The following is a 22,482-nucleotide window of genomic DNA, read 5'->3' on the forward strand; positions in this document are numbered from 1 at the left end:
CCCGCGCGTCTGGAAAACCTGTTGCCGTGGCTATCGTTCTAGCGACTATCCCGGCTTTGCGCGACAGTCCGGCGAACGCGAACGGTATCGATCCGTCCCCGGCCTTGGCCAATCCCGATCCTGGCCCGCGAATGTGGAATATTTGCGGTTCGCCGCCGGCCGGGCGAAGTCGGGCGTCCCGTCGCGCGGGATCGCGCACGAAAAAACCCCGCCGGATCGCTCCGGCGGGGTCTGGTTTCGAGCCTGCTCGGGCAGGGACTAGTTGTCGCCCTGCTTCTTGAGCGCGGCGCCGAGAATGTCGCCGAGCGAGGCGCCGGAATCGGTCGACCCGAACTGGGCCACCGCCTGCTTCTCCTCGGCGATTTCCAGCGCCTTGATCGACACGTTGATCTTGCGCGTCTTCTTGTCGAACATGGTCACGCGGCCATCGACCTTCTGGCCGACCGCGAAACGCTCGGGGCGCTGCTCGTCGCGGTCGCGCGACAGGTCGGAGCGACGGATGAAGGCCTCCAGGTCGTGATCGACCAGCTTGACCTCGATGCCGCCATCCTTGATCGCGGTGACCTCGCAGGTGACGATCGCGTTCTTGCGCAGATCGCCGGACGCGGCTGCATCGCCGACGGCGTCACGCGAAAGCTGCTTGATGCCGAGCGAGATGCGCTCCTTGTCGGTATCGACGTCGAGCACCTGCGCCTTGACCATGTCGCCGCGATTGTACTCCTCGATCACCTGCTCGCCCGGACGCACCCAGTCGAGATCCGACAGGTGCACCATGCCGTCGACGTCGCCTTCCAGGCCGATGAACAGGCCGAACTCGGTCTTGTTCTTGACCTCGCCCTCGACGATCGCGCCGACCGGATGGCTGCTGGCAAACGCATCCCACGGATTTTCCAGGGTCTGCTTGAGGCCGAGCGAAATGCGGCGCTTCTGCGGGTCGACCTCGAGCACCACGACGTCGACCTGCTGCGTGGTCGACAGGATCTTGCCCGGATGCACGTTCTTCTTGGTCCACGACATCTCCGAGACGTGGATAAGACCCTCGATCCCCGGTTCCAGCTCCACGAAGGCGCCGTAATCGGTGATGTTGGTGACGGTGCCGGTGATCTTCTTGCCGAGCGGATATTTGGTGCCGATATCTTCCCACGGATCCGCCTCGAGCTGCTTCATGCCCAGCGAGATGCGGTGGGTTTCCTGGTTGATGCGGATGATCTGCACCTTGACCGTCTGGCCGATCGACAGGATCTCGGTCGGATGGTTGACCCGGCGCCACGCCATGTCGGTGACATGCAGCAGGCCGTCGATACCGCCGAGATCGACGAAGGCGCCGTAATCGGTGATGTTCTTGACAACACCTTCCACGACCTGGCCTTCCTCGAGATTCTGCACGATCTCCGAACGCTGCTCGGCACGGCTCTCCTCGAGCACGGTGCGGCGCGAGACGACGATATTGCCGCGGCGGCGATCCATCTTCAGGATCTCGAAGGGCTGCGGATTGTGCATCAGCGGGGTGACGTCGCGGATCGGCCGGATGTCGACCTGGCTGCGCGGCAGGAAGGCGACGGCGCCGTCGAGATCGACCGTGAAGCCACCCTTGACCTGGTTGAAGATGATGCCTTCGACGCGTTCGCCCTTGGAGAATTTCTCCTCCAGGCGCGTCCAGCTTTCCTCGCGGCGCGCCTTGTCGCGGCTGAGCATGGCTTCGCCGAGCGCGTTTTCGATCCGCTCGACATAGACCTCGACCGTGTCGCCGACATTGAGCTGGCCGTCCTTGGCCTTGGCGCCGAATTCCTTCAGCGGCACGCGGCCTTCGACCTTGAGGCCGACATCGATGATGGCCATGTCCTTCTCGATGGCCGTGACAATGCCCTTGACGACCTGGCCTTCGCCGGCATTGGTTTCTTGGAAGGATTCTTCGAGAAGGCTCGCGAAATCATCGCGGGTGGGATTGGATTGTGACATTGAAGCTCCTGGGTGCCCGGCTGTCTGGCGGGCGGCACCGGCGGTTCGTGTTGCGTTTCGCCTGTCTGCGCGCCCCGCTCTTGCGAGCAAATCGCCGCTTTTGGCGGCGGTCCGGTGCATCGGGACGCGGACGGACAATGATTGGATCGAAAGCAAAAAAGCGGTTCGCCTGCCTTCCCGCATGGGGGACGAGCAGCGCGCCGCCTCGCTTCAGCTCCCGTTTCGGCCGGCAATTACGTCGTTGATGATCGTTTTTGCCGTCTGGAACGCGGTTTCTATATCCATTTCGGACGTATCGAGCAAGTGCGCATCGTCCGCCGGCCGCAGCGGCGAATCGGCCCGTCCCATGTCGCGGGCGTCGCGACGCTCGATATCGGCGAGGATCGCGGCGTAGTCCGCGGCACCGCCGCGGTCGAGGATCTCGCGCAGGCGCCTTGTCGCGCGCACGTCGGCGGAGGCGGTGACGTAGAGCTTCACCGCCGCGTCGGGACACACCACCGTGCCGATGTCGCGCCCGTCGAGCACCGCGCCGGGCAGCGCTGCCGCGAAGGCGCGCTGGGCCTCGACCAGGATGGCACGCACGCTTGCCATCACTGCTACTTTGGAAGCGGCCTCGCCGATGGCGTGCGTCGACAGCGCTTCGCGGTCGAGTTGGGCCAGGTCGATTTGCCTGGCCGCCGTCTCGGCCGCCGACACGTTGTCGAGCGGCAGCCCGTAGGTCAGCATGCGCTGCGCCACGGCGCGATAGGTCAGGCCGGTATCGAGATGGCGCAGCCCGTAATGCGCGGCCAACCGACGCGCCAGCGTGCCTTTGCCGGAGGCGGCCGGACCGTCGATGGCGATGACGAGCGGGGCGGAGGCGCTGCTCATACCGACCTGGTGATGCCGCCGTCGATGCGCAGATTCTGGCCGGTAATATAGGATGATCTGTCCGAGGCGAGAAACGCGATCAGCTCCGCGACTTCCTCGGCCGTGCCGTAGCGGCCGGCGGGAATGCGCGCGCGGCGGTCTTCCTTTTCAGGCAGCGAATCGATGAAGCCCGGCAGCACGTTGTTCATGCGGATATTGTCGGCGGCGTAGCGATCGGCAAACAGCTTGGTGAAGGCGGCAAGGCCGGCCCGGAACACGCCCGAGGTGGGAAACGTCGCCTCCGGCTCGAAAGTGGCATAGGTCGAGATATTGACGATTGCGCCGCCCTTTTGCGCCTGCATCAGCGGCGTGACGAGACGGGCGACGCGCACGACGTTGAGCAGATAGAACTCCATGCCGCGATGCCAGTCCTCGTCGGAGATCGCCAGCACGTCGCCCTTGGGACCGTGGCCGGCGCCGTTTATGACCGCGTCCACGCGGCCGTAGCGCTCCATCGTCTCGTCGACGAAGCGCTTGAGGTCGTCGGACTTTAGATTGGATCCGGTGAAGCCAAGCCCGCCCAGTTCGCGGCCGAGCGCCTCGCCCTTGCCCGACGACGACATCACCGCCACGGCAAAGCCGGCCTCGGCGAGCTTGCGCGCCGCCGCCGCGCCCATGCCGGACCCGCCGGCGACGATCATCGCGACCTTCTGATCACCCATTGCAGCCTCCCTTTCGCCTCACGCCAGATCCGCGCCGAGCCCCGTCATCAGGTCCATGAACTCGGGAAAGCTGGTCGCGATCATCGTCCGGTCGTCGACCGCCACCGGGTTTTCGCTCGCCAGCCCCAGAACCAGGAAGCTCATCGCGATGCGGTGGTCGAGATGGGTTGCCACCGTGCCGCCGCCGAGCCCCTTGCCGTCCGGGCGCCCGCGCACCGCGAGCGTGTCGGCGCCCTCCGTGCAGTCGACGCCATTGGCCTCCAGCCCGCGCGCGACGGCGGCGAGCCGGTCGCTTTCCTTCACGCGCAATTCGTCGAGCCCCTGCATCAGCGTCTCGCCCTCGGCGAAGGCGGCGGCCACGGCAAGCACCGGATATTCATCGATCATCGACGGCGCCCGCTCGGCCGGCACCGTGACGCCCTTGAGCTCGGAAGCGCGCACGCGCAGATCGGCGACGTCCTCGCCGCCGGCCATGCGCCGGTCAATCAGCTCGATCGAGCCGCCCATCTCGATCAACGTCGTGATCAGCCCGGTGCGGGTCGGGTTCATGAGCACGTTTTCGATCGTGATGTCGGACCCGGGCACCACCAGCGCGGCAACCAGCGGAAAGGCGGCCGAGGACGGGTCGCCCGGCACCGCGATCACCTGGCCGGTAAGCCGGCCCTGGCCTTCCACGCGGATATGGCGGGTGCCGTCGGCGTCGGTCTCGACCTCGATCGCGGCGCCGAAGCCGGCGAGCATCTTTTCGGTATGGTCGCGGGTCATCACCGGCTCGATCACCGTTGTCACGCCCCTGGCGTTGAGTCCGGCCAGAAGCACGGCGGATTTGACCTGCGCGGAGGCGACTGGAACGCGGTAGCTGATCGGCGCGGCATGTTTGGGCCCGTGCAGGGTGAGCGGCATGCGGTCGCCGGCCGCCGCCTCCAGCACCTGGACGCCCATTTGCCGCAACGGATCGAGCACCCGGCCCATCGGCCGCTGCGACAGCGACGCATCGCCGACGAAACGCACCGGCATGTCGTAAGGGCCGACCAGGCCCATGGTTAGGCGCGAACCCGTGCCGGCATTGCCGAAGTCGAGTGGCCCCTCTGGCTCGAGCAGGCAGCCATTGCCGGTGCCGGTTATCACCCAGTCGGCGCCGTCGCGGTCAATGCGCGCGCCCATAGCCGTCATCGCCTCGCCGGTGCGCAGCACGTCTTCGCCCTCCAGCAAGCCCGAAACCCGCGTTTCGCCGGAGGCCAGGCCGCCGAACATCAAGGCGCGATGGGATATCGACTTGTCGCCAGGCACGCGCACGCGACCGGCAAGCGCGCCGGAGCGGCGGGCGGTGGCGGGCGTCTGCGTGGTGGGAGCGTTCATCGTCTGTCGATCCTGATGCGGGTATGAAGCGCGATTGCCGGGCAAAGTGCCGGCGGCAAGGGCGGCGGTGTCCTATCACGGCTTTCCACGCCGGTCATCCCCGCCGGGCCGGGCCCGCGAAGTCCGTGCAGGCAAAGGCCGCATTTGGCTTTGACAGCACGCCAAACTGTGTTTATGGGGACCGATCTTTTTCAGCAATGAAATGCCCGTTTCCGAGGCGTCAGGCGATATGGCCGGCCGGAACGGGCCACATCGCGACGAGGCGCTGCCGTGGCAAAACCCGAACTAGGCACCAAACGCATTTGCCCCGAGACGGGTCGCAAATTCTACGATCTGGGCAAGGACCCGATCGTGTCCCCCTATACCGGAACGACCTATCCGCTGTCCTATTTCGAGGCCGGCGCGGCCGTGGAGGAGGAAGAAGAAGAGGTCGAGCAGGTCGAAACCGAAGCCGAGAGCGAGGAAGAGACCGGCGCCGAGGTGGTTTCGCTCGAAGAGGTCGAGGAGGAGGAGACCGGCAAGAGCAGCGATCTTCCCGATATCGACGGCGATGACGACGACGATGTCGATCTGGGCGACGACGACGACGATACCTTCCTTGCCAGCGAGGATGAGGACGACGACGATGTCACCGGCATCATCGGCGTCGGCGGCGAGGACGACGAGGAAACCTGATCGCCGAAAAATTCCCGCGCAGATCGCGCCCATGCGGGCTTGATCTTCGCGTCTGGCGGCGATAGAAGCCGCCAGCACTTACGCACCGACCCAAGCGGTGCGACGACCTCTTCGCCGGAAACGGCGCCGGTTTCGGCCGGAGTGTGGGGCCATAGCTCAGTTGGGAGAGCGCTTGAATGGCATTCAAGAGGTCAGGGGTTCGACTCCCCTTGGCTCCACCAAATCATACTTGTACGACCCGGAGACATGGGTAACAGATTGTTCCTAAGACATGGGTGACAATCTCGAGCCGAACGGGTTGTCGATGGTTTGCAATGTTTTCTGCTCCAGGTCGATATATCCCAGATCATAGTGCATGAAGCTGATCAGCCAGATGCCGTCGTCGACCTCCTTGATGCCGAGCCTGTGACCGGCGAGCACGGTCGAGACATTGTCTTTCTTTCTGTGCATGCAAATACGCCCGCATGCGGTGACCATGATGTCCGTGTCGTGGAAGGGGTAGTCCAGGTCGGGCAGGCCGTCATAGGGCCTTGAAGAGGCTGCGTAGGCCTCGGCCGGAACCCTCATGTCGATGGCCTCATGCGGCCTTTCCTCGTTGAACTCGCTGACGAAGGCATCGAAACGGTCCTGCTGCTGCAGGGCGTTGATGCCCGGCGGCCGACTGGTCTCCTGCTTCAAGGTGCGATGCATGCGTTCGTGTCGGCCGTTCTGCTGCGGCTGGCCCGGCCTGATGCGCTCGGTCGCAATGCCCGGCCTGAGCCACCACACCGACAGCTTAGACAAATTGTAGAGCCCGTTGGGGGAGGCGAAGGGCACACCGTTGTCGCTTCGGATAGCCATCGGCAGGCCGCGCTCCTTGAAGAGGCGGACAAAGGCCTCGATGACCGGATCCTGCCTGGTCGATTCAAGGGCTTCGACCAGAAGCAGGTAGCGCGAGGCCTGGTCGGTGACCGTCAGGGGGTAACAGTATCGCCGGTTGCCGAGCTTGAACTCGCCCTTGAAGTCGGCGCACCACAGATCGTTGGGCTGGGCGGCCTGCGACAGTGGCGTGCCTGCAGCCTTGTTGCGCCGCCTTTGCCGGGCGCTTGACCAGGCCGTGGCGGTCGAGCACCGCGTGCACCGTGCTGTTTGCCGGAATGCGCACATCGCCGGCCAGCTTCCTGACCAGAAGCTCCCTGATCTTCCTGGCGCCCCAGTGCGGCTTGTCGCGCTTGCACTCGACGATCAGCCGCTCGATCTGGTCGGGCAGCTGGTTGGCGTAGCGCACCGGCCGCCGCGAGCGGTCGCACAAAGCTTCCAGCCCCTCGGCCTTGTAGCGGCCGAAGATTTTGTAGCCGGTCTTTCGGGATATCCCGAAAGACCGGCACACGGCGCTCATGCTCTCGCCCTCCAGAAGGCGGGCAACAAATCGAAGACGTTCCTCCATAGCCGAACTTTCTCTCCACGGCATCAACACCTCCGGCAAAGCCAAAACTGTTACCCATGTGTCCGGTACGTTTTGTTACCCATGTCTCGGGTCGCTCATCCGACTTAGCAGGCTACGGCTTCCCGCGGAGATGCTTTGGCTGGCACGTTATGTTCGGTCTGCGCGCAATGCCTGGCCGATATGCGAAGCGACCGCGCGGGCGGTGGCCCTTTGGATCGCCACCGTTCGGGACGCGGTGGCGGTATGAATGATGCTGCGATAGGCTTGTCGGCCGCAACGCCCGTGCGCGACGGGGCCGGTTTCATCCTATCCACGCAAACGGGACGCCGGGGTTTGCCCATGACGGACGATCAAGAGACGCAGATCGCGACCAGCTGGCAGCGCAATGCCGGGCGCTGGGCGCAAGCGATCGCGGAAAACCGGATCGCCAGCAGGCGGGCCGGCACCGACCGGGCTATCGTGGAGACGATCGCCCGGCTGCGGCCGCGACACGTGCTCGATCTGGGCTGCGGCGAGGGCTGGCTGACACGCGCGCTCGTCGAACGCATCGGTTGCCGGGTCGTCGGCGTCGACGGAAGCCGCGACCTGGTCGCAACCGCGCGGCGCCTCGACCCCGGCTCGACCTATCTTCATCTCTCCTACGAGGCGATCATTGCCGAGCCCGCGCGCCTGCCGGGCGCGGTCGACCTGATCGCATGCAATTTCGCGCTTTTCGGCCAGGCTCTCTCGCCGCTGCTTGCGGCGCTCACCCACGTGCTGGTTCCCGGCGGCGCAATCGTTATTCAGACCCTGCATCCCTGGCGGAGCGGTTCCGCCGCGAACTATCGCGACGGTTGGCGAACGGAAAGCTTCGCCGGATTGGGCGGCGAGGCGTGGGCTACAATGCCCTGGTATTTCCGCACGCTTTCGTCGTGGACCGAAGAAATCGGCGCGGCCGGTCTCGCCGTGGGCAAGATCGTCGAGCCGGTCGAGGCGGATGGCGGCGATCCGCTGTCGCTGATCATGATCTGCAGGCGGGCCGCCGGCTAAGGACAGCGGTGTTGCTCACGGCATGTGTGGCGCGACGCCGCGGGCGGTGTGAGCCTACAAGACCGGCTCCGGACATGGCATGGCTCGATTGCGGCAAGGAGGACACAGGCAATGTTGATGTATCAGGTCGACGCCTTCGCCGATCACGTGTTCGCCGGCAACCCGGCAGCGGTGCTGATCCTGGAGCGCTGGCTGCCCGACCCGCTCATGCAGGCGGTCGCGGAAGAAAACAATCTGGCCGAAACGGCCTTCGCCTGCCCCGGCGAGGCGCCGGGGCACTGGCAGCTGCGCTGGTTCACGCCGGTGCACGAGGTCGACTTCTGCGGGCATGCCACGCTGGCTGCGGCGCATGTGCTTTTCAGCCAGCACCGGGCGAGCGGACCGCTGTCGTTTTCGACACGGGCGGGACCCTTGCGCGTGACGCGCGGCGAGGACGGCTACCGTCTCGACCTGCCGCGCTTCGACCCGCAGCCGCTGGCGAGATTGCCGGACGCGCTCGACGGGGTCTTCGACCGGGCGCCCAAGGCGCAGTTCCGAAATTTCGAGAATATTTTCGTCGAGCTCGAGGACGAGGCGGCAGTCCGCGGCTTCATCCCCGACCACGCCCGGATCGCGCGCCTGTTCCCGATGGGCCTGGCGATCACCGCCAGGGGCAGCGCGGATGATTTCGTGTCGCGCTATTTCGCGCCCGGCGCCGGCATTCCCGAGGACCCGGTGACCGGCTCGATCCACGCGACGCTGGTGCCCTACTGGGCCGAGCGACTGGGCAAGGCGCGGCTTGCAGCCTGGCAGGCGTCGCGTCGCGGCGGCCGTCTCGCCTGCATCCTCGAGGGCGAGCGAGTGCTGATCGCCGGTCACGCGGTGACGTTCATGAAGGCCGAGATCGATCTCGGGAACTTCGAGAAGCCATAACGGCGCCTCCACGGCAGGGCCGCCGCACCCCTCTGCCGCCGCCACCAACGCTTCCGGGTTCGGAACATTCGCGCCGATCGGGCGTTAGCAAAAGCGAAAGGAGGCACGACATGGCACAAACCAAAAGCGCCGCCACCAGAACCGGAAACGGCTCCGCGCAGCCCTCGACCGAGCAGATCGAGGAGCAGATCGCGCAGCTGAAAACCGACATTTCCGAACTCGCCGCAACGATCGGCGCGCTCGGAGCGCACAAGGCCGGTACGGCGAAAAAAAGCGTGGTTCGCACGGGCAACGCGGTCGCGGCTCTGCCGCATGAAGCCGTCAACATGCTGCGCACCGACATCGCGCTTCTCGAACGCAAGCTCACGGCGAGCGTGAAACGCAGCCCGTTGCGCGCTCTGGGCCTCGCGGCGGGCGCGGGTTTTCTGCTCGCCCTCGCCGCCAGGCGCTCGTGACACGCATTCGGTCGCGCCGGCATTGCCGGCGCATGACGCTGCACTTTCAGAAACATCCTGTCCGCAAGCCGCGCGCGCGGTTTGCGTCATTGATGAAGGGAGACAAACATGGCCCAGCTTGCCACGGTTTTGAAACCAAGGACACAGCAGGAGAAGGTCGACACCGGCCTTAAGGATGCCTATCGCGCCGAGATGGCCGAGGCATTGACGTCGATCCTGGCGTCGACCTACCAGCTCACCATCAAGAGCCATCTCTACCACTGGAACGTCGTCGGACCGCTGTTCAAGCCGCTGCACGAACTGACCGAAGAACACTACAACGCGCTGTTTTCGGCCGCCGACGTCATTGCCGAGCGCATCCGGGCGCTCGGGCACCTGGCGCCGGCCGGGCCTGGCAAGGCGGCGCGCTTCGCACCCGCTTCGGACGATGTCGACCATATGTCGGCGATCGGCATGATGGAGGATCTGATCAAGGACCACGAGGCGGCCGCGCGCGAATTGCGCAAGGCGGCGATCAAGGCCGGAGGCGCCGACGACGTGGTGACGGAGGACATGCTCACTGAGCGCCTGACCTTCCACGAAAAGGCGGTCTGGATGCTGCGGGCGATCGTCGCCGACTGAGCCGGCGCGGACGGCGGCGGCACAACCAACCGAGCCCGCGGCTTTCGGAGCCCGGGCCGGTCGATGACGGGAAGATGGATGATGAGCGAGACAGCGATGCAAACCGAACTGCGCGCGATCCTGGCCGACGACACGCTGAGCCGGGACGAACGCGTCTCACGCCTGGAGGCCTTGCGCCGCGAAGCACGCGACAGGCAGCGCGCGGCGTCCGAGGCCGATATGATCGCCGATGACGGCCTGAACGACGATCTGCACGAAATCGAGCTCGCGCTGCAGCGGCTCGGGGTGAAGACCGTTTCGAGCGAAGACACAGGCGCCGCGACGCTGTGATACGCTGACGTCCGTTCGCGATCGGCGCCGATCGCGGCGGCCCGACGGTGACTTTCCGGTCGCCGCCGGGCCGTTTGCCTGTCTGGGCAGAGTGCGCGTTTCAGGTTCAGATGAACGGGCGCCTGCCAACGGCGGGATCGGCCCAGCCCGCGATCTTGCACAGACCGTCCTCGTCGAGGACGACGCAGCCGCGGTCGAGCCAGCGCACGAGGCCGCGTGCGGCGATCTTGCGCAGGGTCTTGTTGGTGTGCACGATCGACAGGCCGAGCGTGTCGGCCAGATGCTGCTGGGACACCGGCAGCATCCTCTTGCGGCCATTGTCGAACAGGCCGGCGAGGCGCGCGCGCCGGTTGAGGAAAGCCAGCAGATAGGCCGCCCGTTCGAGCGCCGACCGGCGGCCGAGGCTTAACAGGTGTTCGTCCAGAATACGCTCCTCGCGCGCCGCGATCCATGTCAGGTCGAAGCCGAGATCGGGATAGCCTGAAAACAACGATCCCAGCCGTGCGCGCTCGAACACGCACAGGGTCAGCGGCGTCAGCGCCTCCACCGAATGCTGCATTTCCCCCATCAGCGAGCCCTGCAGGCCGACGAGATCGCCGGGCAGAATGAAGTTCAGGATCTGGCGGCGTCCGTCATCGAGGATCTTGTAGCGGAAGGCCCACCCGTCGAGAACGGTGAACAAATGGGCGCTGTGGCTGCCTTCCACCAGGATGGACGCACCGGCATCGGCGGTCAGTTCCCCGGTCTTGAAGGTGGACACGAAATCGAGTTCATCCGCCTCGAAGTCGCGAAATTGATCGCGCCTGCGCAACGGACAGGCCGAACATTTCGTACGCGGAGCGATCAGCTTGCCGTTTCTTGCCATGGAACTCCGCCCGTTACGCGCATATCGGCGCCGCCACCGACACCGATACGGGTCGTGTCTTATTTAAATGACAGCGCGCCCCGCTAGAGGCACTTGAAGCCGTCAAAAACCGGCCGTCCTCCGATCGGGGCGTGGCCGACAGCACAGACTGGACAGAATCCCTTGCCCGACCACAAACCCGAGATCTTGGTGATCGATTCGGAATATCTGATCGCCTTCGACACCGCGCAGATCCTGTCCGAGGAACTTGGCTGCGAGGCGGAGACGGCGACACCGGAAGCGGCCCACGACCTGCTGCGCACGCGCCGTTTCGATATTGTCGTGATCGAGGTCCAGGATGATCCGGCGACGACCGGAAACCTGGTCGCGGCCGCGCGCTCGGCCGGCGGCGCGGTGGTCTTCACCTCCACCTCCGAGGGCGATCGCGACGGCGTAGACGGATTTTGCGAATGGCCCGTCGTTTTAAAACCGTTTCCCTCCGGCGAGATCGCCCGCTCGGTGACGGCCATTCTGCACGCCGGGCGCTCCACGGCCGGTTAGCCGGCGAAAGCGCGCGAGACGATCGAGGCCGAATCGCGATCGGGCCCATAATCGGCTTCGCCCGAAACCGCCAGCAGCTCCTGCAGGCGCTGGCGCGCCCGGCTGACGCGGCTCTTGATCGTGCCGACCGCGCAGCCGCAGATCGCCGCCGCCTCCTCGTAGGCAAAACCGGACGCGCCGACCAGGATGATCGCTTCACGCTGATCGTCGGGCAGTTCGCCCAGCGCCTTGCGGAAATCGGCCAGGTCGAGCGAACCGTATTGCGCGGGATGGGTCGACAGTCGTTCGGTGAAGATGCCGTCACTGTCCTGGATCTCGCGACCGCGTTTGCGCATCTGGCTGTAGAACTCGTTGCGCAGGATGGTGAACAGCCAAGCCTTCAAATTCGTGCCGGGCTCGAAACTGTCCTGTTTCGCCCAGGCTTTCATGATCGTGTCCTGCACCAGATCATCGGCCCGGTCGTGCCGACCGATGAGCGAAACGGCGAAAGCACGCAAATTGGGCAGCGAGGCCAACAGTTCGCGTTTGAACGCCGGCTCCTCGCGGGAAGAAGCGGACCTCATGGGCGGTCCTTTCCGCTTTTGGGGGCGGCGGCCGATTTTTCGACCTCGTCCAGCTTTTCAAGCAGATCGAGGAACCGATCCGGGATCGCCTCCTCCTTGATGGAATCGTAAAGTTCACGCAATTTCGACGATATGCGACCGCCCGTTTCAGACGATCCGGCAAAATCGGCTTGCGCTGGATCGATTGCCGGCATTTTCCTGTTTTCCTTCATTTTCGACGGTTTCCCGAGCCCTGGTACGATCCAAAATGCAAAAGCCGACAAAAAGTTCCATTGCCGGGAACTTTTTTATCCATGATGCGTTGACCAGCACTTTGAACGCCCAACCAATGTCATGACAAGGGAGACCCGTCACGATGTCGCTTTCCACCCGCATCGCCCCTCATCTGCCACTGCTGCGGCGTTATGCGCGCGCTGTCACGGGTTCGCAGACCTCCGGCGACGCCTACGTCGCCGCCGTGCTCGAAGCGCTGATCGCGGATGTATCGGCCTTTCCCGACACCTCGAGCGACCGGGTTGCCATCTACAAACTCTTTTCGACCGTTTTCGGTTCCACAACGGTTGACATAGCGCCGCCACAATCGCCTTTCGCCTGGGAACAGCGCGCCGCGTCCAACCTGGCCGCGATTCCTCCTGTCGCGCGCCAGGCCTATCTGCTGGTGGCGGTCGAAGAGTTCAGCCAGTCCGAGACGGCCGAAATCCTCGATCTCGACAAAGGCGAGATCGGTACCCTGCTCGAGGCGGCGGCCACCGAGATCTCGCGCCAGGTGGCCACGGAGATCATGATCATCGAGGACGAACCGCTGATCGCGATGGATATCGAGCAGATCGTCGAAGAACTCGGCCACACGGTGACGGGCATCGCGCGCACGCATGAGGAAGCGGTCGCGCTTTATCGCGGCACGACCCCGAAAATGGTGCTCGCCGACATCCAGCTCGCCGACGGCAGCTCGGGTATCGATGCGGTCAACGATATCTTGAAGACGGCGAGCGTGCCGGTGATCTTCATCACCGCCTTCCCCGAGCGCCTTCTGACCGGCGAACGGCCCGAACCGGCCTTTCTGATGACCAAGCCGTTCAACCCACAGATGCTCAAGGCATTGATCAGCCAGGCGCTGTTCTTCAACGAGAATGCCGAAGCGGCCGCATAATCGCGGCCTGGACGCCGGGCGCCCGATGATTTCAGCTCGTTCAGCGGAACATAATGTGAGCGAGACCGTTTGTTCCCCTACATATCCAAAGGAGAACGGCAATGCTCTATTATGCTCTGGTCTTTCTCGTGATCGCCATCATCGCCGGCGTCCTCGGTTTCGGGGGTATCGCCGGGGCGGCGACGGGAATAGCGCAGGTTCTGTTCTATCTCTTTCTGATCTTGCTGGTCATCTCGCTGGTGGCGAGCTTCATAAGGCGAACATAAGACGGATTCGATCCGAAACCGGTCCGGCCGCGACAAAGGCGGCCGGATCGCTGGCGGAGAATTGTGTTGAGTAGAAAAGCAACAGACGAGACCAGGCGGAACTGGGAACGGCCAGACCAGGATACGCGCAAGCTTCGGCGTCATCTGATCACCGCACTGTTGCGCTCGGGCATTTGCCTGACCCTGCAGGATGCGCAGCGACGTTACGTCTTTATCATCAATCTTCCCGACAGCTGGACGTTGCCTGATGGGGGCGAACCACAAGACGAGCAGATTTACGGCGCCGAACTCTCCGGCCGTCTCAACCTGGCCAAGGCCAGGGTCTGCAAGAGCGGCAATGCCGAGCGCGTGCATGCCGAACGAGCGGACGGACGCTATTTCGAATTCTTTGTCGAATCCTATCCCGACGGCGACGAGGTCGCGCTCCTGACGACCGTGACGGAGCTGACAGAAGAGCGCCGGCGCGAAAAGGTGCTGAAAAGCCTGCTGCGCGAGGTCAGCCACCGGTCGAAGAACCTGATGGCCATCATCCAGAGCATCGCCTCGCAGACGGCGCGGTCGTCCGGTTCGCTCGCCAGTTTCCTGCCCAATTTCTACGGTCGGCTGCACTCGCTGTCGAGATCGCAGGACCTGATCACCGATTCGAGCTGGCGCGGTGCCAGTTTCCGTAGCCTGGCCTACCAGCAGGGCGCAAAATATTTTCGCGACGTGTCCAAGACGATGCAGCTCAGCGGTGACGATCCGATCCTGTCGCCGAACGAGACGGTCCATGTCGGGCTGGCCCTGCACGAGTTGATCGTCAACGCGCTGGCGGCGTCGCGACTGAACGGCGGCGCGCCGCAAATCCAGCTCGATTGTAGGGTCGTCGAAAAAGCCGGTGTCGAGACGGCGTCGATCAAGTGGCGGGAACACCGGCATCCCGGTGACAGCGAATCCGTCGGCGAAGAAGACGAAGACGCTTTCGCCAGCGCCGTCCTCAACCGGATCGCACCGTCGGCGCTCGACGGCACGGCGCGCTACGGCGACGTCGAAGGCGTCGTTTCCTACACTCTGTCATTTCCGTTGTATGCGAACCGGTAATGCACCGTGCGCGAGGACGGCTGCAACGGCAGGACACGCACAAAAGGCGGGCCCGTCGGGACCCGCCCTTGCGCGACCGGCATGTGCGCCCGGCCCGGGCAAATCAGTGGCGGTTCAGCCAATCGTCGATTTCGCGTTCGGCGTCGGCCTCGGCCTTGCCGTAACGCTCCTGCAGCTTGCCGGCGAGCTGTTTGCGGTTGCCCGCCACAACGTCAAGGTCGTCGCCGGTCAGCTTGCCCCACTGTTCCTGCACCTTGCCCTTGAATTGCTCCCAGTTTCCTTCAACCTGGTTCCAGTTCATGCCATTCTCCTTTTCTCGTCCGACAATCGATGAATGATCGTCGTGTTCAAAACGTTCGGCAGGCAGCAGGGTTCCACCGTAGGCACCCCGATGGACACGTTTGGCGGAAAAGCGCCGTGTTCGGCGTGCAGGAAGAATGCGGCCGGGCACCGGCGCACAACAAGTCGTTGCAGCCGTCGGCAACGATGCTAACACTCGCCGGCCGCAAAAACGGATACAGGACGTGAAACGATATCTGCCGCTGATCGCCTTTCTGCTTGTCGCCCTGGTCGGGGGTGGCGTCGCCTCGGTGGTCTACCGGACCGAGGAAGCGGCGAATCGCGCCCGCTTCGAGGTCATCGCCGACGAGGCCGTCGATCGCATCAGCAACCGGGTCAACCAGCATATCGCGTTGTTGGTGGCGACGATGTCGTTTTTCGAGGCGAATGACGGCAGGGTCAGCCGGGCGGCATTTGCCCGGTTCGTCAATGGACTCGATCTCGACGGCGAGTTCGACGGCATGCAGGGCATCGGCTTCGCCCGGCTTTCGACACCGGCCGACGACGCCAGGATTGCGCGGGAAATCGCGCGCAATTACGGCATCGAGCGCACCGTACGACCGGCCACGGACCAGACGCAGCGCGCCGCGATCGTGCTTCTGGAACCCCAGGATGCGCGCAATCGCGAGGCCCTCGGCTTCGACATGTACAGCCAGCCCAAGCGCCGCGACGCCATGGAGCGCGCGATGGTCAGCGGCAAGCCGCGCGCCAGCGCGCCGGTGGAACTGGTGCAGGAGATCACCAACCAGAAGCAGGCCGGCTTCCTGGTCTATCTGCCCTTGCCCTCGCAGGGCGCGCGGGGTGCGGGCCTGCGCGACCATGCCGGATTCGTCTACGCGCCCTTCCGGGCGGGAGACCTACACGAGGCCGCGTTCAACACCAGCTACCAACTGCCGGTCGAGGTTGAGACGCTGGACACCACCGGCGACAACATCTGGCATCTCTATCGCTCGGAAAATTTCGACGGCGACGACACGACGACGCATTATGTGGTCAGCCGCTCGATAGAGGTCGCCGGTCGGCAATGGACGCTCAGAATGCACGAGAGTCCCGGATTTCTTCGCGGCCGGACCAATTTCTACACCTTCATCGTCGGGGCGATCTCTCTGCTGCTCGCCGCGGCGATCGCCGCCTCGGCGCGCTGGCAGATCAAGGCGGTCGAAAGCGCGCACGCGCTTCATGCGATCTCCGAAAGGACGGTGAAGGAAAAGGAACTGATCCTCCAGGAAATGAAGCATCGCCTGAAGAACGCGATCGCTCGCATCCTGGCCATGGCGCGTCAGACGGGTGCGCGGGCGGCCTCGGTGGAGGAGTTTTCGGACTCCTTCACGGCCCGCCTGCAGGCGATGGCCAACGCGCAGGACATGCTGACGCGGTCGCGTTGGCAAAAGGCCGATCTGCGCGAATTGCTGTGCACGGAACTCGATCAGGTCTTCGGCGAAGCGCTGGGCGGGGACCGTGTCGCGGGGCCCCGCGTGGAACTCGACGAAAAACAGAGCCAGGCTTTTGCGCTCACCTTTCACGAACTGGCGACCAACACGCTCAAATACGGCTCGGGCGCGGAACAGCAAGGACGGCTGAAAGTGACGTGGCGCCTCGAGGGGCCGCCGCGCAAGCGGATGCTGCGCCTGATCTGGAGCGAACAGACCGAAGAGGCCGTGCGCGAACCCGAAACGCGCGGCTTCGGCAGCCGGTTGATCGACGCCAACATCATCGGCGAGCTGGGCGGCCGTGTCGAACGCAGCTATGGCGAGACCGGGTTTTCGGTCACGATCACGGTTCCGCACCGCCGGTAGCGGCGCTCCATCCCCGACGATGGCGGCCCTGCGCAACGCATGGACGTCGCGGCTCGCGAAAATACTGGCCAGGGTCCGGACATCCTGACGTTGCCCGCCGCGGCTTGACGAACGCATAGCTGAATGGTTATTGATTATTCAATAGCCGGAAAGTTATCAATCGCGATGCCGCAGCCTCACGACACGATTTTCAAGACGCTTGCCGACCCGACACGCCGGGCGATCTTCGAGCGCCTGTGCCGGGACGGGGAGCAGACGGTCAAGGCGCTGACGGCCCGGATAGGTATTTCGCAACCGGCCGTTTCCAAACATCTCGGTCTGCTGCGGCAGGCCGGACTGGTGCGCGACCGCCACCAAGGCCGCCAGACCCATTATAGCGCCCAACCCGGCGCGCTGGCTCCGCTCGTCGACTGGACGCAGCAGATGGCCGGCTTCTGGCAGAGCCGGTTTGACGAGCTGGAAGACCTGCTGGCAAGGATGGACCAATGAACGAGGCCGCGACGGGTACGAAAACCATCGTCGTCGAGCGCGAGCTGCCGCATGCGCCCGAAAAGGTCTGGCGCGCGCTGACCCAGCCGCACCTGATCGCCGAGTGGCTGATGAAAAGCGATTTTTCCCCGGTTTTGGGCCACCGTTTCGGCCTTCACGCGGATTGGGGCGCCGTCGCCTGCCAGGTCGAGGCCATCGAGCCCAACCGGACGCTGGCCTACACATGGGACACCAAGGATCTCAGGAGCGTCGTCACGTGGAGCCTCACACCAACACCGGCCGGCACAAGGCTGCGCCTGGAGCAAACCGGTTTTCGACCCGACCAGCAATCCTACTATCGGGGCGCCACCGCGGGTTGGCCGCGGTTTCTGGCCAGTCTGGAGCGCGTTCTGGAAGGGCTGGACTGAAAAGCGCCGACCATTCCGCCAACGCATATCTTCAAGAAGGAGGTTTCCTTGACCTGGAGCTTATGGATCAGACAGTGTCACCGCTGGTTGTCGATCGCCTTTACCGCCGGATTTCTCGTCAACATCGTCGCCATCAGCACCGGGCAAGAACCAGCCTTCTGGGTCTATCTGCTGGTGCTGATCCCGCTTTTCCTGCTGCTGCCCAGCGGCCTTTTTCTGTTCGTGCTGCCCTATGCCGCCAGGTGGCGCAGCGGGCGCGGCGCGGCATGAACGCACCGGAAGACATTCGAGGCAGGACCGTTCCATGACCGCATCGCACCAAATCGACCGGATGATCGCCGAACTTGCCGACTGGCGCGGCAGGACATTGGCCGAGATCCGCAAAGCCATTCTGGAGGCCGACGCGGAAATCGTCGAGGAGTGGAAGTGGATGGGCAGCCCGACCTGGTCGCGCGACGGGTTGATCGCGGTCGGCAACGCGCACAAGAACAAGGTCAAGCTGACCTTCGCCCACGGGGCCGGCCTGCAGGACCCCGACGCGCTTTTCAATGCCGGGCTGGACGGCAATGCGAGGCGGGCGATCGACCTTTTCGAGGGCGATCCCGTCGATGCGCCCGCGCTGACGGCGCTGGTGCGCGCGGCCATCGACTACAACCGGACCAAATTGAAGAAGAACGCGTCCACAGGCTCAAACAAGCGCGCCGGCAAGGCGGCATGACGAGGGCCGGGCCGCGCGCGCCCGGCCCCTCATCCCGACATCCGCTAATCGCTTTCGCCGTCGAGCACGGGCACGCTCACCCCGGTCAATTCGGCATTGGTCAGCCGCGCCGCGCCGGCGCGCGCGAAACGCAGCATCAGCGCGCGCCGGGTCGCCGGCGCCAGCCGGTGCTCGGGCGCCTCGCGCAGGATTTCGGCGCCGTAGCCGTCGGCGAGGATGAAGCCGCATTCGGGCGGAAAGATCGATGCCGGCACGTCGGGATGGGTGGCAAAGAAGAACCGGTCGGAATGCGCCCGGTAGTCGGGCCATTTGCGGTCGACGCGAAAATCCTCCACCGACGATTTGATCTCGATGATCCAGAATTCGCCATTGCGCATGATCGCCACCAGGTCGGCCCGGCGACCGCCGGCCAGCGACAGTTCGGGCAGCACGTGCGCGTTCATCTGCGCGAGCATGCGCTGGACCCCGCGCCTGACCAGAAGCGCGTTCTGCGACTGGCGGCCATCGGCCAGCGGGTTGGCGGATACGGGACTCACGATCGGCATGGCGCCACATTGCCATGATCGCGCCGGCGCGCAAACCGGTCCGGCAGGCGGACGCATTCACTCCTGACAGGACAAGATGATCGGCAATTTCTATCACAAATGCGTGAAAATGTTGCTCAAATGCAATGATGAACACCGCAAGTGCTTTCCAAAGCTTGCCGGGTTCACTTCCCGACTTGGCAAAACAGGTTTATCGCGTTTAACGAACGTGGCATAAACATGGCTTGAATCGGGCGCAATTGCGCAGGGTGGGGAACGCGCGGATCGTGAGCATGACAATCAGATCATTGGTAACTGCCGCCGGGCTGGCATTGGTCGTGGCCCTGGCCGGGTGTACGAGTACGTCCTATCGGGTGTTTACGTCGGACTACGGATCGAAACGGGATGCCGGCTACCGCCTGCCGTCGATCCCGATCAGCAAGGTCCCGCGCAAATATCACCGCCAGATCGTGCGTTACGACACAAAGGAAAAGCCGGGGACGATCATCGTCGATACCTCGGAGAAATTCCTCTATTTCGTCATGCCCGAAGGCAAGGCGATGCGTTACGGCATCGGCGTCGGGCGCGAGGGTTTCGAATGGAGCGGCACCGCGCGTATTGCCGCCAAGCGGGAATGGCCGGTGTGGACGCCGCCGGCGGCGATGATCAAGCGGCAGCCGGAACTGGCCAAATATGCCGGCGGAATGCCCCCCGGCCTCAACAATGCGCTCGGCGCGCGCGCGCTCTATTTGCACAACAAGCGCGGCGACACCGGCTACCGCCTGCACGGCACGCCGGAATGGGCCTCGATCGGCCGGGCGATGTCGTCGGGCTGCATCCGCATGATCAATCAGGACGTGATCGATCTCTACGACCGCGCCGAGATCGGCGCCAAGGTGATCGTGAAATAAGCCGCGGACCGTCCAGGCAACACGGACGTCCCAAAAAAGGCCGGGTCCTCGCGACCCGGCCTTTTATCGTAAAGGGAAGGAGAAACGGCGCCGACGGCGCGCTCAGACGATCTGCTCGACCTGCTGGACCTCGGGCACGAAATGGCGAAGCAGGTTCTGGATGCCGTGCTTGAGCGTCGCGGTCGAGGACGGACAGCCGGCGCAGGCGCCCTTCATGTGCAGGAACACCGTACCGTTCTCGAAGCCCCGAAAGGTGATGTCGCCGCCATCCTGCGCCACGGCGGGACGCACCCGCGTATCGAGCAGTTCCTTGATGGTGGCGACGATCTCCTCGTCGGCCTGGTCGTAGAACTCACCGTCCTCGACCGGTTCGGCGCCGGCCACCGGCGTCGCCATGGCCGGCTGGCCGGACATGAAATACTCCATGATCGTGCCGAGAATGGCCGGTTTGAGATGCTGCCAGTCGGGCCCATCCTTGGTCACGGTGACGAAATCGTAACCGAAGAACACGCCGGTCACGCCCGGAATCTCAAACAGGCGGCCGGCGAGCGGAGACGCTTCGCGCGCCTGGGCGGGATCGCGGAAATCGGCGGTGCCTTCGTTCATGACCACCACGCCGGGCAGAAATTTCAACGTCGCGGGATTGGGGGTCGCCTCGGTCTGAATGAACATGGCGGGACTCCAGCCTTTCCAGTTTTGAATAGTTCTAAATAATAGCTGCGGCCGGTTTGATCAAGCGACGACAAGGCCGCGGCAGGGGTTGCGGTGGAATAGTTTTCTCAGGCCAGGCTTTCAATGTCCGCGTCGCTGAGGTTCAGCGGCACGACGGTGACGGGGATGGGGAAGGCCGCGCCCTTGCCGGCGATCGACGAGACCAGCGGGCCGGGGCCCTCCTTGGCCGCGCCGGCGGCGAGCACCAGGATGGCGATATCCTGGTCCTCCTCGATCAGCTTGTGAATCTCCTCGGCCGGCTCGCCCTCGCGCACCACCAGCTCCGGCTCGATTCCCAGTTGCTCGCGCACCCGCCGCGCCGCCTGGTCGAGAGCGGCGGTGGCGGCGGCATTGGCCTCCTCGCGCATGATCTTTTCAACGCCGAACCATTGCTGGAAATCGGTCGGTTCGATCACGAACAACAGCACCAGCACCCCGCCGGTGCTCTGGGCACGCCGCGATGCGTAGGCGACGGCCCGCTCGCTTTCCGGCGTTTCGTCCACGATCGCGAGAAATTTGCGCCGGTGTCCGGCTTCGCGGCTCAGTCGTTTCGAAACCATTCAGTCATCCTGGAGCACCATGCCCGGGCGCAATCTGCCATCCGGCGACAGGCACGGCAAGGCATGGCTTCGCGAACGCCGCCTCATGCGACAGCGGCCGCGGCACGGCCACAGGCTCAGTCGCCCAGCAGCCCGACGACCGCGCGCACGGACTTCATCGTCTGTTCTGCAAGCACGCCGGCGCGTTCGCCGCCATCGCGCAGAACCCCGTCGACAAAACCCGGATCGGCCGAGATGCGGCGCATCTCACCAGAAATCGGCGCCAGCTTGTCGACCGCAAGCTCGGCCAGGGCCGGCTTGAAGACGGAAAACTGCTTGCCGCCGAAATCGCCGATCACGGCGGCGCGCGACATGCCCGACAGCGCGGCGTAAATGCCGACCAGATTGTCCGCCTCGGGACGGGCGGCCAGCCCCTCGACATCCGAGGGCAGCGGCTCGGGGTCGGTCTTGGCCTTCTTGATTTTCTTGGCGATCTGGTCGGCGTCGTCGGTCAGATTGATGCGCGACAGGTCCGACGGATCGGATTTCGACATTTTCTTGGTGCCGTCGCGCAGGCTCATCACCCGCGTGGCCGGTCCCTCGATCAGCGGTTCGGTCAGCGGGAAGAAGCCGTTGACCGTCTCCTCGCCCATCGCCATCTCGACCCCGAGGCCGCGCTCGGCGATCCGCCCGGAGAAATCATTGTTGAACTTGGTGGCGATATCGCGCGTGAGTTCCAGATGCTGCTTCTGGTCGTCGCCGACCGGCACGTGGGTGGCGCGGTAGACCAGGATGTCGGCCGCCATCAGGCTGGGATAGGCGAGCAGGCCGAGCGAGGCGTTCTCGCGATCCTTGCCGGCCTTGTCCTTGAACTGCGTCATGCGGTTCATCCAGCCGATGCGGGCGACGCAATTGAAGATCCAGGCCAGTTCGGCGTGCTGCGGCACGCGGCTCTGGTTGAAGACGATGTGCTTTTTCGGGTCGATGCCGGAGGCCAGAAATGCCGCGGTGATGGCGCGGGTCTGACCGGCCAGGTCGTCGTGGACGAGCTGGGCGGTGATCGAGTGCAGGTCGACCACGCAATAGATGCAGTCATGGCTATCCTGCAGCGCGACGAATTTCTGCAGCGCGCCGAGATAATTGCCGAGATGCAGATTCCCGGTCGGCTGGACGCCGGAAAAGACGAGCGGCTTGAAGGACGACATGCGTGTTGGTCTCCGGGGCTTGTGGAGGGCCTCGTATCTGGC

The 22,482-nt window shown here is 64.4% G+C and carries 27 protein-coding genes, 1 tRNA gene and 2 pseudogenes; 17 read left to right on the forward strand and 13 right to left on the reverse strand.

From position 1 onward, the window contains the following. Window positions 1–258: 258 nt before the first annotated feature. The 4 genes from rpsA to aroA all read right to left on the reverse strand — a co-directional run bounded on the left by rpsA (window position 259) and on the right by aroA (window position 4,889). The gene (gene rpsA / locus ACT2B0_RS20055) at window positions 259–1,959 is read right to left on the reverse strand and encodes a 30S ribosomal protein S1 (protein WP_473460023.1); all 1,701 of its coding nucleotides are present in this window, start codon (window positions 1,957–1,959) and stop codon (window positions 259–261) included. A 210-nt stretch (window positions 1,960–2,169) separates the two neighbouring features. Next, entirely contained in the window at window positions 2,170–2,829 is a 660-nt protein-coding gene (cmk, locus tag ACT2B0_RS20060; RefSeq protein ID WP_473460024.1) for a (d)CMP kinase, read from the reverse strand. Further along, a complete protein-coding gene (locus ACT2B0_RS20065) occupies window positions 2,826–3,530 on the reverse strand; it encodes an SDR family oxidoreductase (protein ID WP_473460025.1) in 705 nt (234 codons plus the stop codon). Before ACT2B0_RS20065 ends, cmk begins: the two co-directional genes overlap by 4 nt. Before the next feature lie 18 nt (window positions 3,531–3,548). After that, on the reverse strand, window positions 3,549–4,889 hold the full coding sequence (gene aroA, locus ACT2B0_RS20070; protein WP_473460026.1) for a 3-phosphoshikimate 1-carboxyvinyltransferase: 1,341 nt from the start codon (window positions 4,887–4,889) through the stop codon (window positions 3,549–3,551). Between the two features lie 270 nt (window positions 4,890–5,159). On the opposite strand from aroA, the gene ACT2B0_RS20075 reads away from it, so the two are divergent. Together ACT2B0_RS20075 and ACT2B0_RS20080 are read left to right on the forward strand one after the other, a co-directional pair. Continuing rightward, window positions 5,160–5,564, forward strand: coding sequence for a TIGR02300 family protein (locus ACT2B0_RS20075; RefSeq protein ID WP_473460027.1), 405 nt, complete (start codon window positions 5,160–5,162; stop codon window positions 5,562–5,564). A 145-nt stretch (window positions 5,565–5,709) separates the two neighbouring features. After that, a tRNA-Ala gene (locus tag ACT2B0_RS20080) sits at window positions 5,710–5,785 on the forward strand. A 43-nt stretch (window positions 5,786–5,828) separates the two neighbouring features. On the opposite strand, the pseudogene ACT2B0_RS20085 reads toward ACT2B0_RS20080, so the two are convergent. Next, a pseudogene (locus ACT2B0_RS20085) lies at window positions 5,829–7,014 on the reverse strand (IS481 family transposase). A gap of 315 nt (window positions 7,015–7,329) precedes the next feature. Here ACT2B0_RS20085 and ACT2B0_RS20090 point away from each other — a divergent pair. The 5 genes from ACT2B0_RS20090 to ACT2B0_RS20110 all read left to right on the forward strand — a co-directional run bounded on the left by ACT2B0_RS20090 (window position 7,330) and on the right by ACT2B0_RS20110 (window position 10,337). Continuing rightward, on the forward strand, window positions 7,330–8,019 hold the full coding sequence (locus tag ACT2B0_RS20090; RefSeq protein ID WP_481658427.1) for a class I SAM-dependent methyltransferase: 690 nt from the start codon (window positions 7,330–7,332) through the stop codon (window positions 8,017–8,019). A 111-nt stretch (window positions 8,020–8,130) separates the two neighbouring features. Then, window positions 8,131–8,931, forward strand: coding sequence for a PhzF family phenazine biosynthesis protein (locus ACT2B0_RS20095; RefSeq protein WP_473460029.1), 801 nt, complete (start codon window positions 8,131–8,133; stop codon window positions 8,929–8,931). 110 nt (window positions 8,932–9,041) lie between these two features. Then, a complete protein-coding gene (locus tag ACT2B0_RS20100) occupies window positions 9,042–9,386 on the forward strand; it encodes a hypothetical protein (protein WP_473460030.1) in 345 nt (114 codons plus the stop codon). A gap of 108 nt (window positions 9,387–9,494) precedes the next feature. Next, window positions 9,495–10,007 (forward strand): Dps family protein, encoded by a 513-nt coding sequence (locus tag ACT2B0_RS20105; protein WP_473460031.1) that lies wholly within the window; start codon window positions 9,495–9,497, stop codon window positions 10,005–10,007. An 81-nt stretch (window positions 10,008–10,088) separates the two neighbouring features. Then, window positions 10,089–10,337, forward strand: coding sequence for a hypothetical protein (locus ACT2B0_RS20110; protein ID WP_473460032.1), 249 nt, complete (start codon window positions 10,089–10,091; stop codon window positions 10,335–10,337). Between the two features lie 106 nt (window positions 10,338–10,443). Here ACT2B0_RS20110 and ACT2B0_RS20115 read toward each other — a convergent pair whose 3' ends face one another. Beyond that, window positions 10,444–11,202 carry a Crp/Fnr family transcriptional regulator gene (locus ACT2B0_RS20115; protein ID WP_473460033.1) on the reverse strand — a complete coding sequence of 253 codons (759 nt, stop codon included), beginning with the start codon at window positions 11,200–11,202 and terminating at the stop codon, window positions 10,444–10,446. Window positions 11,203–11,364: 162 nt separating this feature from the next. Here ACT2B0_RS20115 and ACT2B0_RS20120 point away from each other — a divergent pair, with 162 nt between their 5' ends. Beyond that, window positions 11,365–11,742 (forward strand): response regulator, encoded by a 378-nt coding sequence (locus ACT2B0_RS20120; protein WP_473460034.1) that lies wholly within the window; start codon window positions 11,365–11,367, stop codon window positions 11,740–11,742. Here ACT2B0_RS20120 and ACT2B0_RS20125 read toward each other — a convergent pair. Both ACT2B0_RS20125 and ACT2B0_RS20130 read right to left on the reverse strand, forming a co-directional pair. Beyond that, window positions 11,739–12,305, reverse strand: coding sequence for an RNA polymerase sigma factor (locus ACT2B0_RS20125; RefSeq protein ID WP_473460035.1), 567 nt, complete (start codon window positions 12,303–12,305; stop codon window positions 11,739–11,741). The genes ACT2B0_RS20120 and ACT2B0_RS20125 overlap by 4 nt on opposite strands. After that, window positions 12,302–12,499: a NepR family anti-sigma factor gene (locus ACT2B0_RS20130; protein WP_473460036.1), complete on the reverse strand. Its 198-nt coding sequence runs from the start codon at window positions 12,497–12,499 to the stop codon at window positions 12,302–12,304. The genes ACT2B0_RS20125 and ACT2B0_RS20130 overlap by 4 nt, the downstream gene beginning before the upstream one ends. A 161-nt stretch (window positions 12,500–12,660) precedes the next feature. Here ACT2B0_RS20130 and ACT2B0_RS20135 point away from each other — a divergent pair, with 161 nt between their 5' ends. The 3 genes and pseudogenes from ACT2B0_RS20135 to ACT2B0_RS20145 all read left to right on the forward strand — a co-directional run. Then, window positions 12,661–13,455 carry a response regulator gene (locus tag ACT2B0_RS20135; protein WP_473460037.1) on the forward strand — a complete coding sequence of 265 codons (795 nt, stop codon included), beginning with the start codon at window positions 12,661–12,663 and terminating at the stop codon, window positions 13,453–13,455. 101 nt (window positions 13,456–13,556) lie between these two features. Then, window positions 13,557–13,721: a DUF1328 domain-containing protein gene (locus tag ACT2B0_RS20140; RefSeq protein ID WP_473460038.1), complete on the forward strand. Its 165-nt coding sequence runs from the start codon at window positions 13,557–13,559 to the stop codon at window positions 13,719–13,721. 471 nt (window positions 13,722–14,192) lie between these two features. Beyond that, window positions 14,193–14,450: pseudogene (locus tag ACT2B0_RS20145) on the forward strand (HWE histidine kinase domain-containing protein); the annotation flags it as partial. A gap of 454 nt (window positions 14,451–14,904) precedes the next feature. Here ACT2B0_RS20145 and ACT2B0_RS20150 read toward each other — a convergent pair. Beyond that, window positions 14,905–15,102: a CsbD family protein gene (locus ACT2B0_RS20150; RefSeq protein ID WP_473460039.1), complete on the reverse strand. Its 198-nt coding sequence runs from the start codon at window positions 15,100–15,102 to the stop codon at window positions 14,905–14,907. A 223-nt stretch (window positions 15,103–15,325) separates the two neighbouring features. Here ACT2B0_RS20150 and ACT2B0_RS20155 point away from each other — a divergent pair, with 223 nt between their 5' ends. The 5 genes from ACT2B0_RS20155 (at window position 15,326) to ACT2B0_RS20175 (ending at window position 18,550) form a co-directional block, all read left to right on the forward strand. Further along, the gene (locus tag ACT2B0_RS20155) at window positions 15,326–16,936 is read left to right on the forward strand and encodes a CHASE domain-containing protein (RefSeq protein ID WP_473460040.1); all 1,611 of its coding nucleotides are present in this window, start codon (window positions 15,326–15,328) and stop codon (window positions 16,934–16,936) included. Window positions 16,937–17,101: 165 nt separating this feature from the next. Then, window positions 17,102–17,425: an ArsR/SmtB family transcription factor gene (locus ACT2B0_RS20160; protein WP_473466124.1), complete on the forward strand. Its 324-nt coding sequence runs from the start codon at window positions 17,102–17,104 to the stop codon at window positions 17,423–17,425. Further along, window positions 17,422–17,832, forward strand: coding sequence for an SRPBCC family protein (locus tag ACT2B0_RS20165; RefSeq protein WP_473460041.1), 411 nt, complete (start codon window positions 17,422–17,424; stop codon window positions 17,830–17,832). The genes ACT2B0_RS20160 and ACT2B0_RS20165 overlap by 4 nt, the downstream gene beginning before the upstream one ends. A 48-nt stretch (window positions 17,833–17,880) precedes the next feature. Further along, window positions 17,881–18,102 carry a hypothetical protein gene (locus ACT2B0_RS20170; RefSeq protein ID WP_473460042.1) on the forward strand — a complete coding sequence of 74 codons (222 nt, stop codon included), beginning with the start codon at window positions 17,881–17,883 and terminating at the stop codon, window positions 18,100–18,102. Window positions 18,103–18,136: 34 nt separating this feature from the next. Beyond that, window positions 18,137–18,550: a DUF1801 domain-containing protein gene (locus ACT2B0_RS20175; RefSeq protein WP_473460043.1), complete on the forward strand. Its 414-nt coding sequence runs from the start codon at window positions 18,137–18,139 to the stop codon at window positions 18,548–18,550. Window positions 18,551–18,594: 44 nt separating this feature from the next. On the opposite strand, the gene ACT2B0_RS20180 is transcribed toward ACT2B0_RS20175, so the two are convergent. Continuing rightward, on the reverse strand, window positions 18,595–19,095 hold the full coding sequence (locus ACT2B0_RS20180) for an MmcB family DNA repair protein (RefSeq protein WP_473460044.1): 501 nt from the start codon (window positions 19,093–19,095) through the stop codon (window positions 18,595–18,597). 272 nt (window positions 19,096–19,367) lie between these two features. Here ACT2B0_RS20180 and ACT2B0_RS20185 point away from each other — a divergent pair, with 272 nt between their 5' ends. Next, entirely contained in the window at window positions 19,368–19,985 is a 618-nt protein-coding gene (locus ACT2B0_RS20185; protein ID WP_473460045.1) for a L,D-transpeptidase, read from the forward strand. A gap of 102 nt (window positions 19,986–20,087) precedes the next feature. Here ACT2B0_RS20185 and ACT2B0_RS20190 read toward each other — a convergent pair whose 3' ends face one another. The 3 genes from ACT2B0_RS20190 to trpS form a co-directional block, all read right to left on the reverse strand. Beyond that, entirely contained in the window at window positions 20,088–20,657 is a 570-nt protein-coding gene (locus ACT2B0_RS20190) for a NifU family protein (protein WP_473460046.1), read from the reverse strand. A gap of 107 nt (window positions 20,658–20,764) precedes the next feature. Next, on the reverse strand, window positions 20,765–21,256 hold the full coding sequence (locus tag ACT2B0_RS20195) for a universal stress protein (RefSeq protein WP_473460047.1): 492 nt from the start codon (window positions 21,254–21,256) through the stop codon (window positions 20,765–20,767). Between the two features lie 116 nt (window positions 21,257–21,372). Continuing rightward, complete coding sequence (gene trpS, locus ACT2B0_RS20200) at window positions 21,373–22,440, reverse strand: tryptophan--tRNA ligase (protein ID WP_473460048.1); 1,068 nt, start codon at window positions 22,438–22,440, stop codon at window positions 21,373–21,375. Between the last annotated feature and the right edge of the window lie 42 nt (window positions 22,441–22,482).

The sequence above is a fragment of the Nitratireductor sp. J20-h4 genome, assembly GCF_056780505.1.

Coding starts and splice junctions, on each gene's coding strand:
- ACT2B0_RS20130 (WP_473460036.1), bottom strand. CDS start 12,499: ATGCCGGCAATCGATCCAGCGCAAGCCGATTTTGCCGGATCGTCTGAA.
- ACT2B0_RS20105 (WP_473460031.1), top strand. CDS start 9,495: ATGGCCCAGCTTGCCACGGTTTTGAAACCAAGGACACAGCAGGAGAAG.
- ACT2B0_RS20115 (WP_473460033.1), bottom strand. CDS start 11,202: ATGGCAAGAAACGGCAAGCTGATCGCTCCGCGTACGAAATGTTCGGCC.
- ACT2B0_RS20185 (WP_473460045.1), top strand. CDS start 19,368: ATGACAATCAGATCATTGGTAACTGCCGCCGGGCTGGCATTGGTCGTG.
- ACT2B0_RS20110 (WP_473460032.1), top strand. CDS start 10,089: ATGAGCGAGACAGCGATGCAAACCGAACTGCGCGCGATCCTGGCCGAC.
- cmk (WP_473460024.1), bottom strand. CDS start 2,829: ATGAGCAGCGCCTCCGCCCCGCTCGTCATCGCCATCGACGGTCCGGCC.
- aroA (WP_473460026.1), bottom strand. CDS start 4,889: ATGAACGCTCCCACCACGCAGACGCCCGCCACCGCCCGCCGCTCCGGC.
- ACT2B0_RS20095 (WP_473460029.1), top strand. CDS start 8,131: ATGTTGATGTATCAGGTCGACGCCTTCGCCGATCACGTGTTCGCCGGC.
- ACT2B0_RS20140 (WP_473460038.1), top strand. CDS start 13,557: ATGCTCTATTATGCTCTGGTCTTTCTCGTGATCGCCATCATCGCCGGC.
- ACT2B0_RS20065 (WP_473460025.1), bottom strand. CDS start 3,530: ATGGGTGATCAGAAGGTCGCGATGATCGTCGCCGGCGGGTCCGGCATG.
- ACT2B0_RS20190 (WP_473460046.1), bottom strand. CDS start 20,657: ATGTTCATTCAGACCGAGGCGACCCCCAATCCCGCGACGTTGAAATTT.
- ACT2B0_RS20180 (WP_473460044.1), bottom strand. CDS start 19,095: ATGCCGATCGTGAGTCCCGTATCCGCCAACCCGCTGGCCGATGGCCGC.
- ACT2B0_RS20150 (WP_473460039.1), bottom strand. CDS start 15,102: ATGAACTGGAACCAGGTTGAAGGAAACTGGGAGCAATTCAAGGGCAAG.
- ACT2B0_RS20125 (WP_473460035.1), bottom strand. CDS start 12,305: ATGAGGTCCGCTTCTTCCCGCGAGGAGCCGGCGTTCAAACGCGAACTG.
- ACT2B0_RS20175 (WP_473460043.1), top strand. CDS start 18,137: ATGACCGCATCGCACCAAATCGACCGGATGATCGCCGAACTTGCCGAC.
- ACT2B0_RS20165 (WP_473460041.1), top strand. CDS start 17,422: ATGAACGAGGCCGCGACGGGTACGAAAACCATCGTCGTCGAGCGCGAG.
- rpsA (WP_473460023.1), bottom strand. CDS start 1,959: ATGTCACAATCCAATCCCACCCGCGATGATTTCGCGAGCCTTCTCGAA.
- ACT2B0_RS20195 (WP_473460047.1), bottom strand. CDS start 21,256: ATGGTTTCGAAACGACTGAGCCGCGAAGCCGGACACCGGCGCAAATTT.
- trpS (WP_473460048.1), bottom strand. CDS start 22,440: ATGTCGTCCTTCAAGCCGCTCGTCTTTTCCGGCGTCCAGCCGACCGGG.
- ACT2B0_RS20135 (WP_473460037.1), top strand. CDS start 12,661: ATGTCGCTTTCCACCCGCATCGCCCCTCATCTGCCACTGCTGCGGCGT.
- ACT2B0_RS20090 (WP_481658427.1), top strand. CDS start 7,330: ATGACGGACGATCAAGAGACGCAGATCGCGACCAGCTGGCAGCGCAAT.
- ACT2B0_RS20100 (WP_473460030.1), top strand. CDS start 9,042: ATGGCACAAACCAAAAGCGCCGCCACCAGAACCGGAAACGGCTCCGCG.
- ACT2B0_RS20160 (WP_473466124.1), top strand. CDS start 17,102: ATGCCGCAGCCTCACGACACGATTTTCAAGACGCTTGCCGACCCGACA.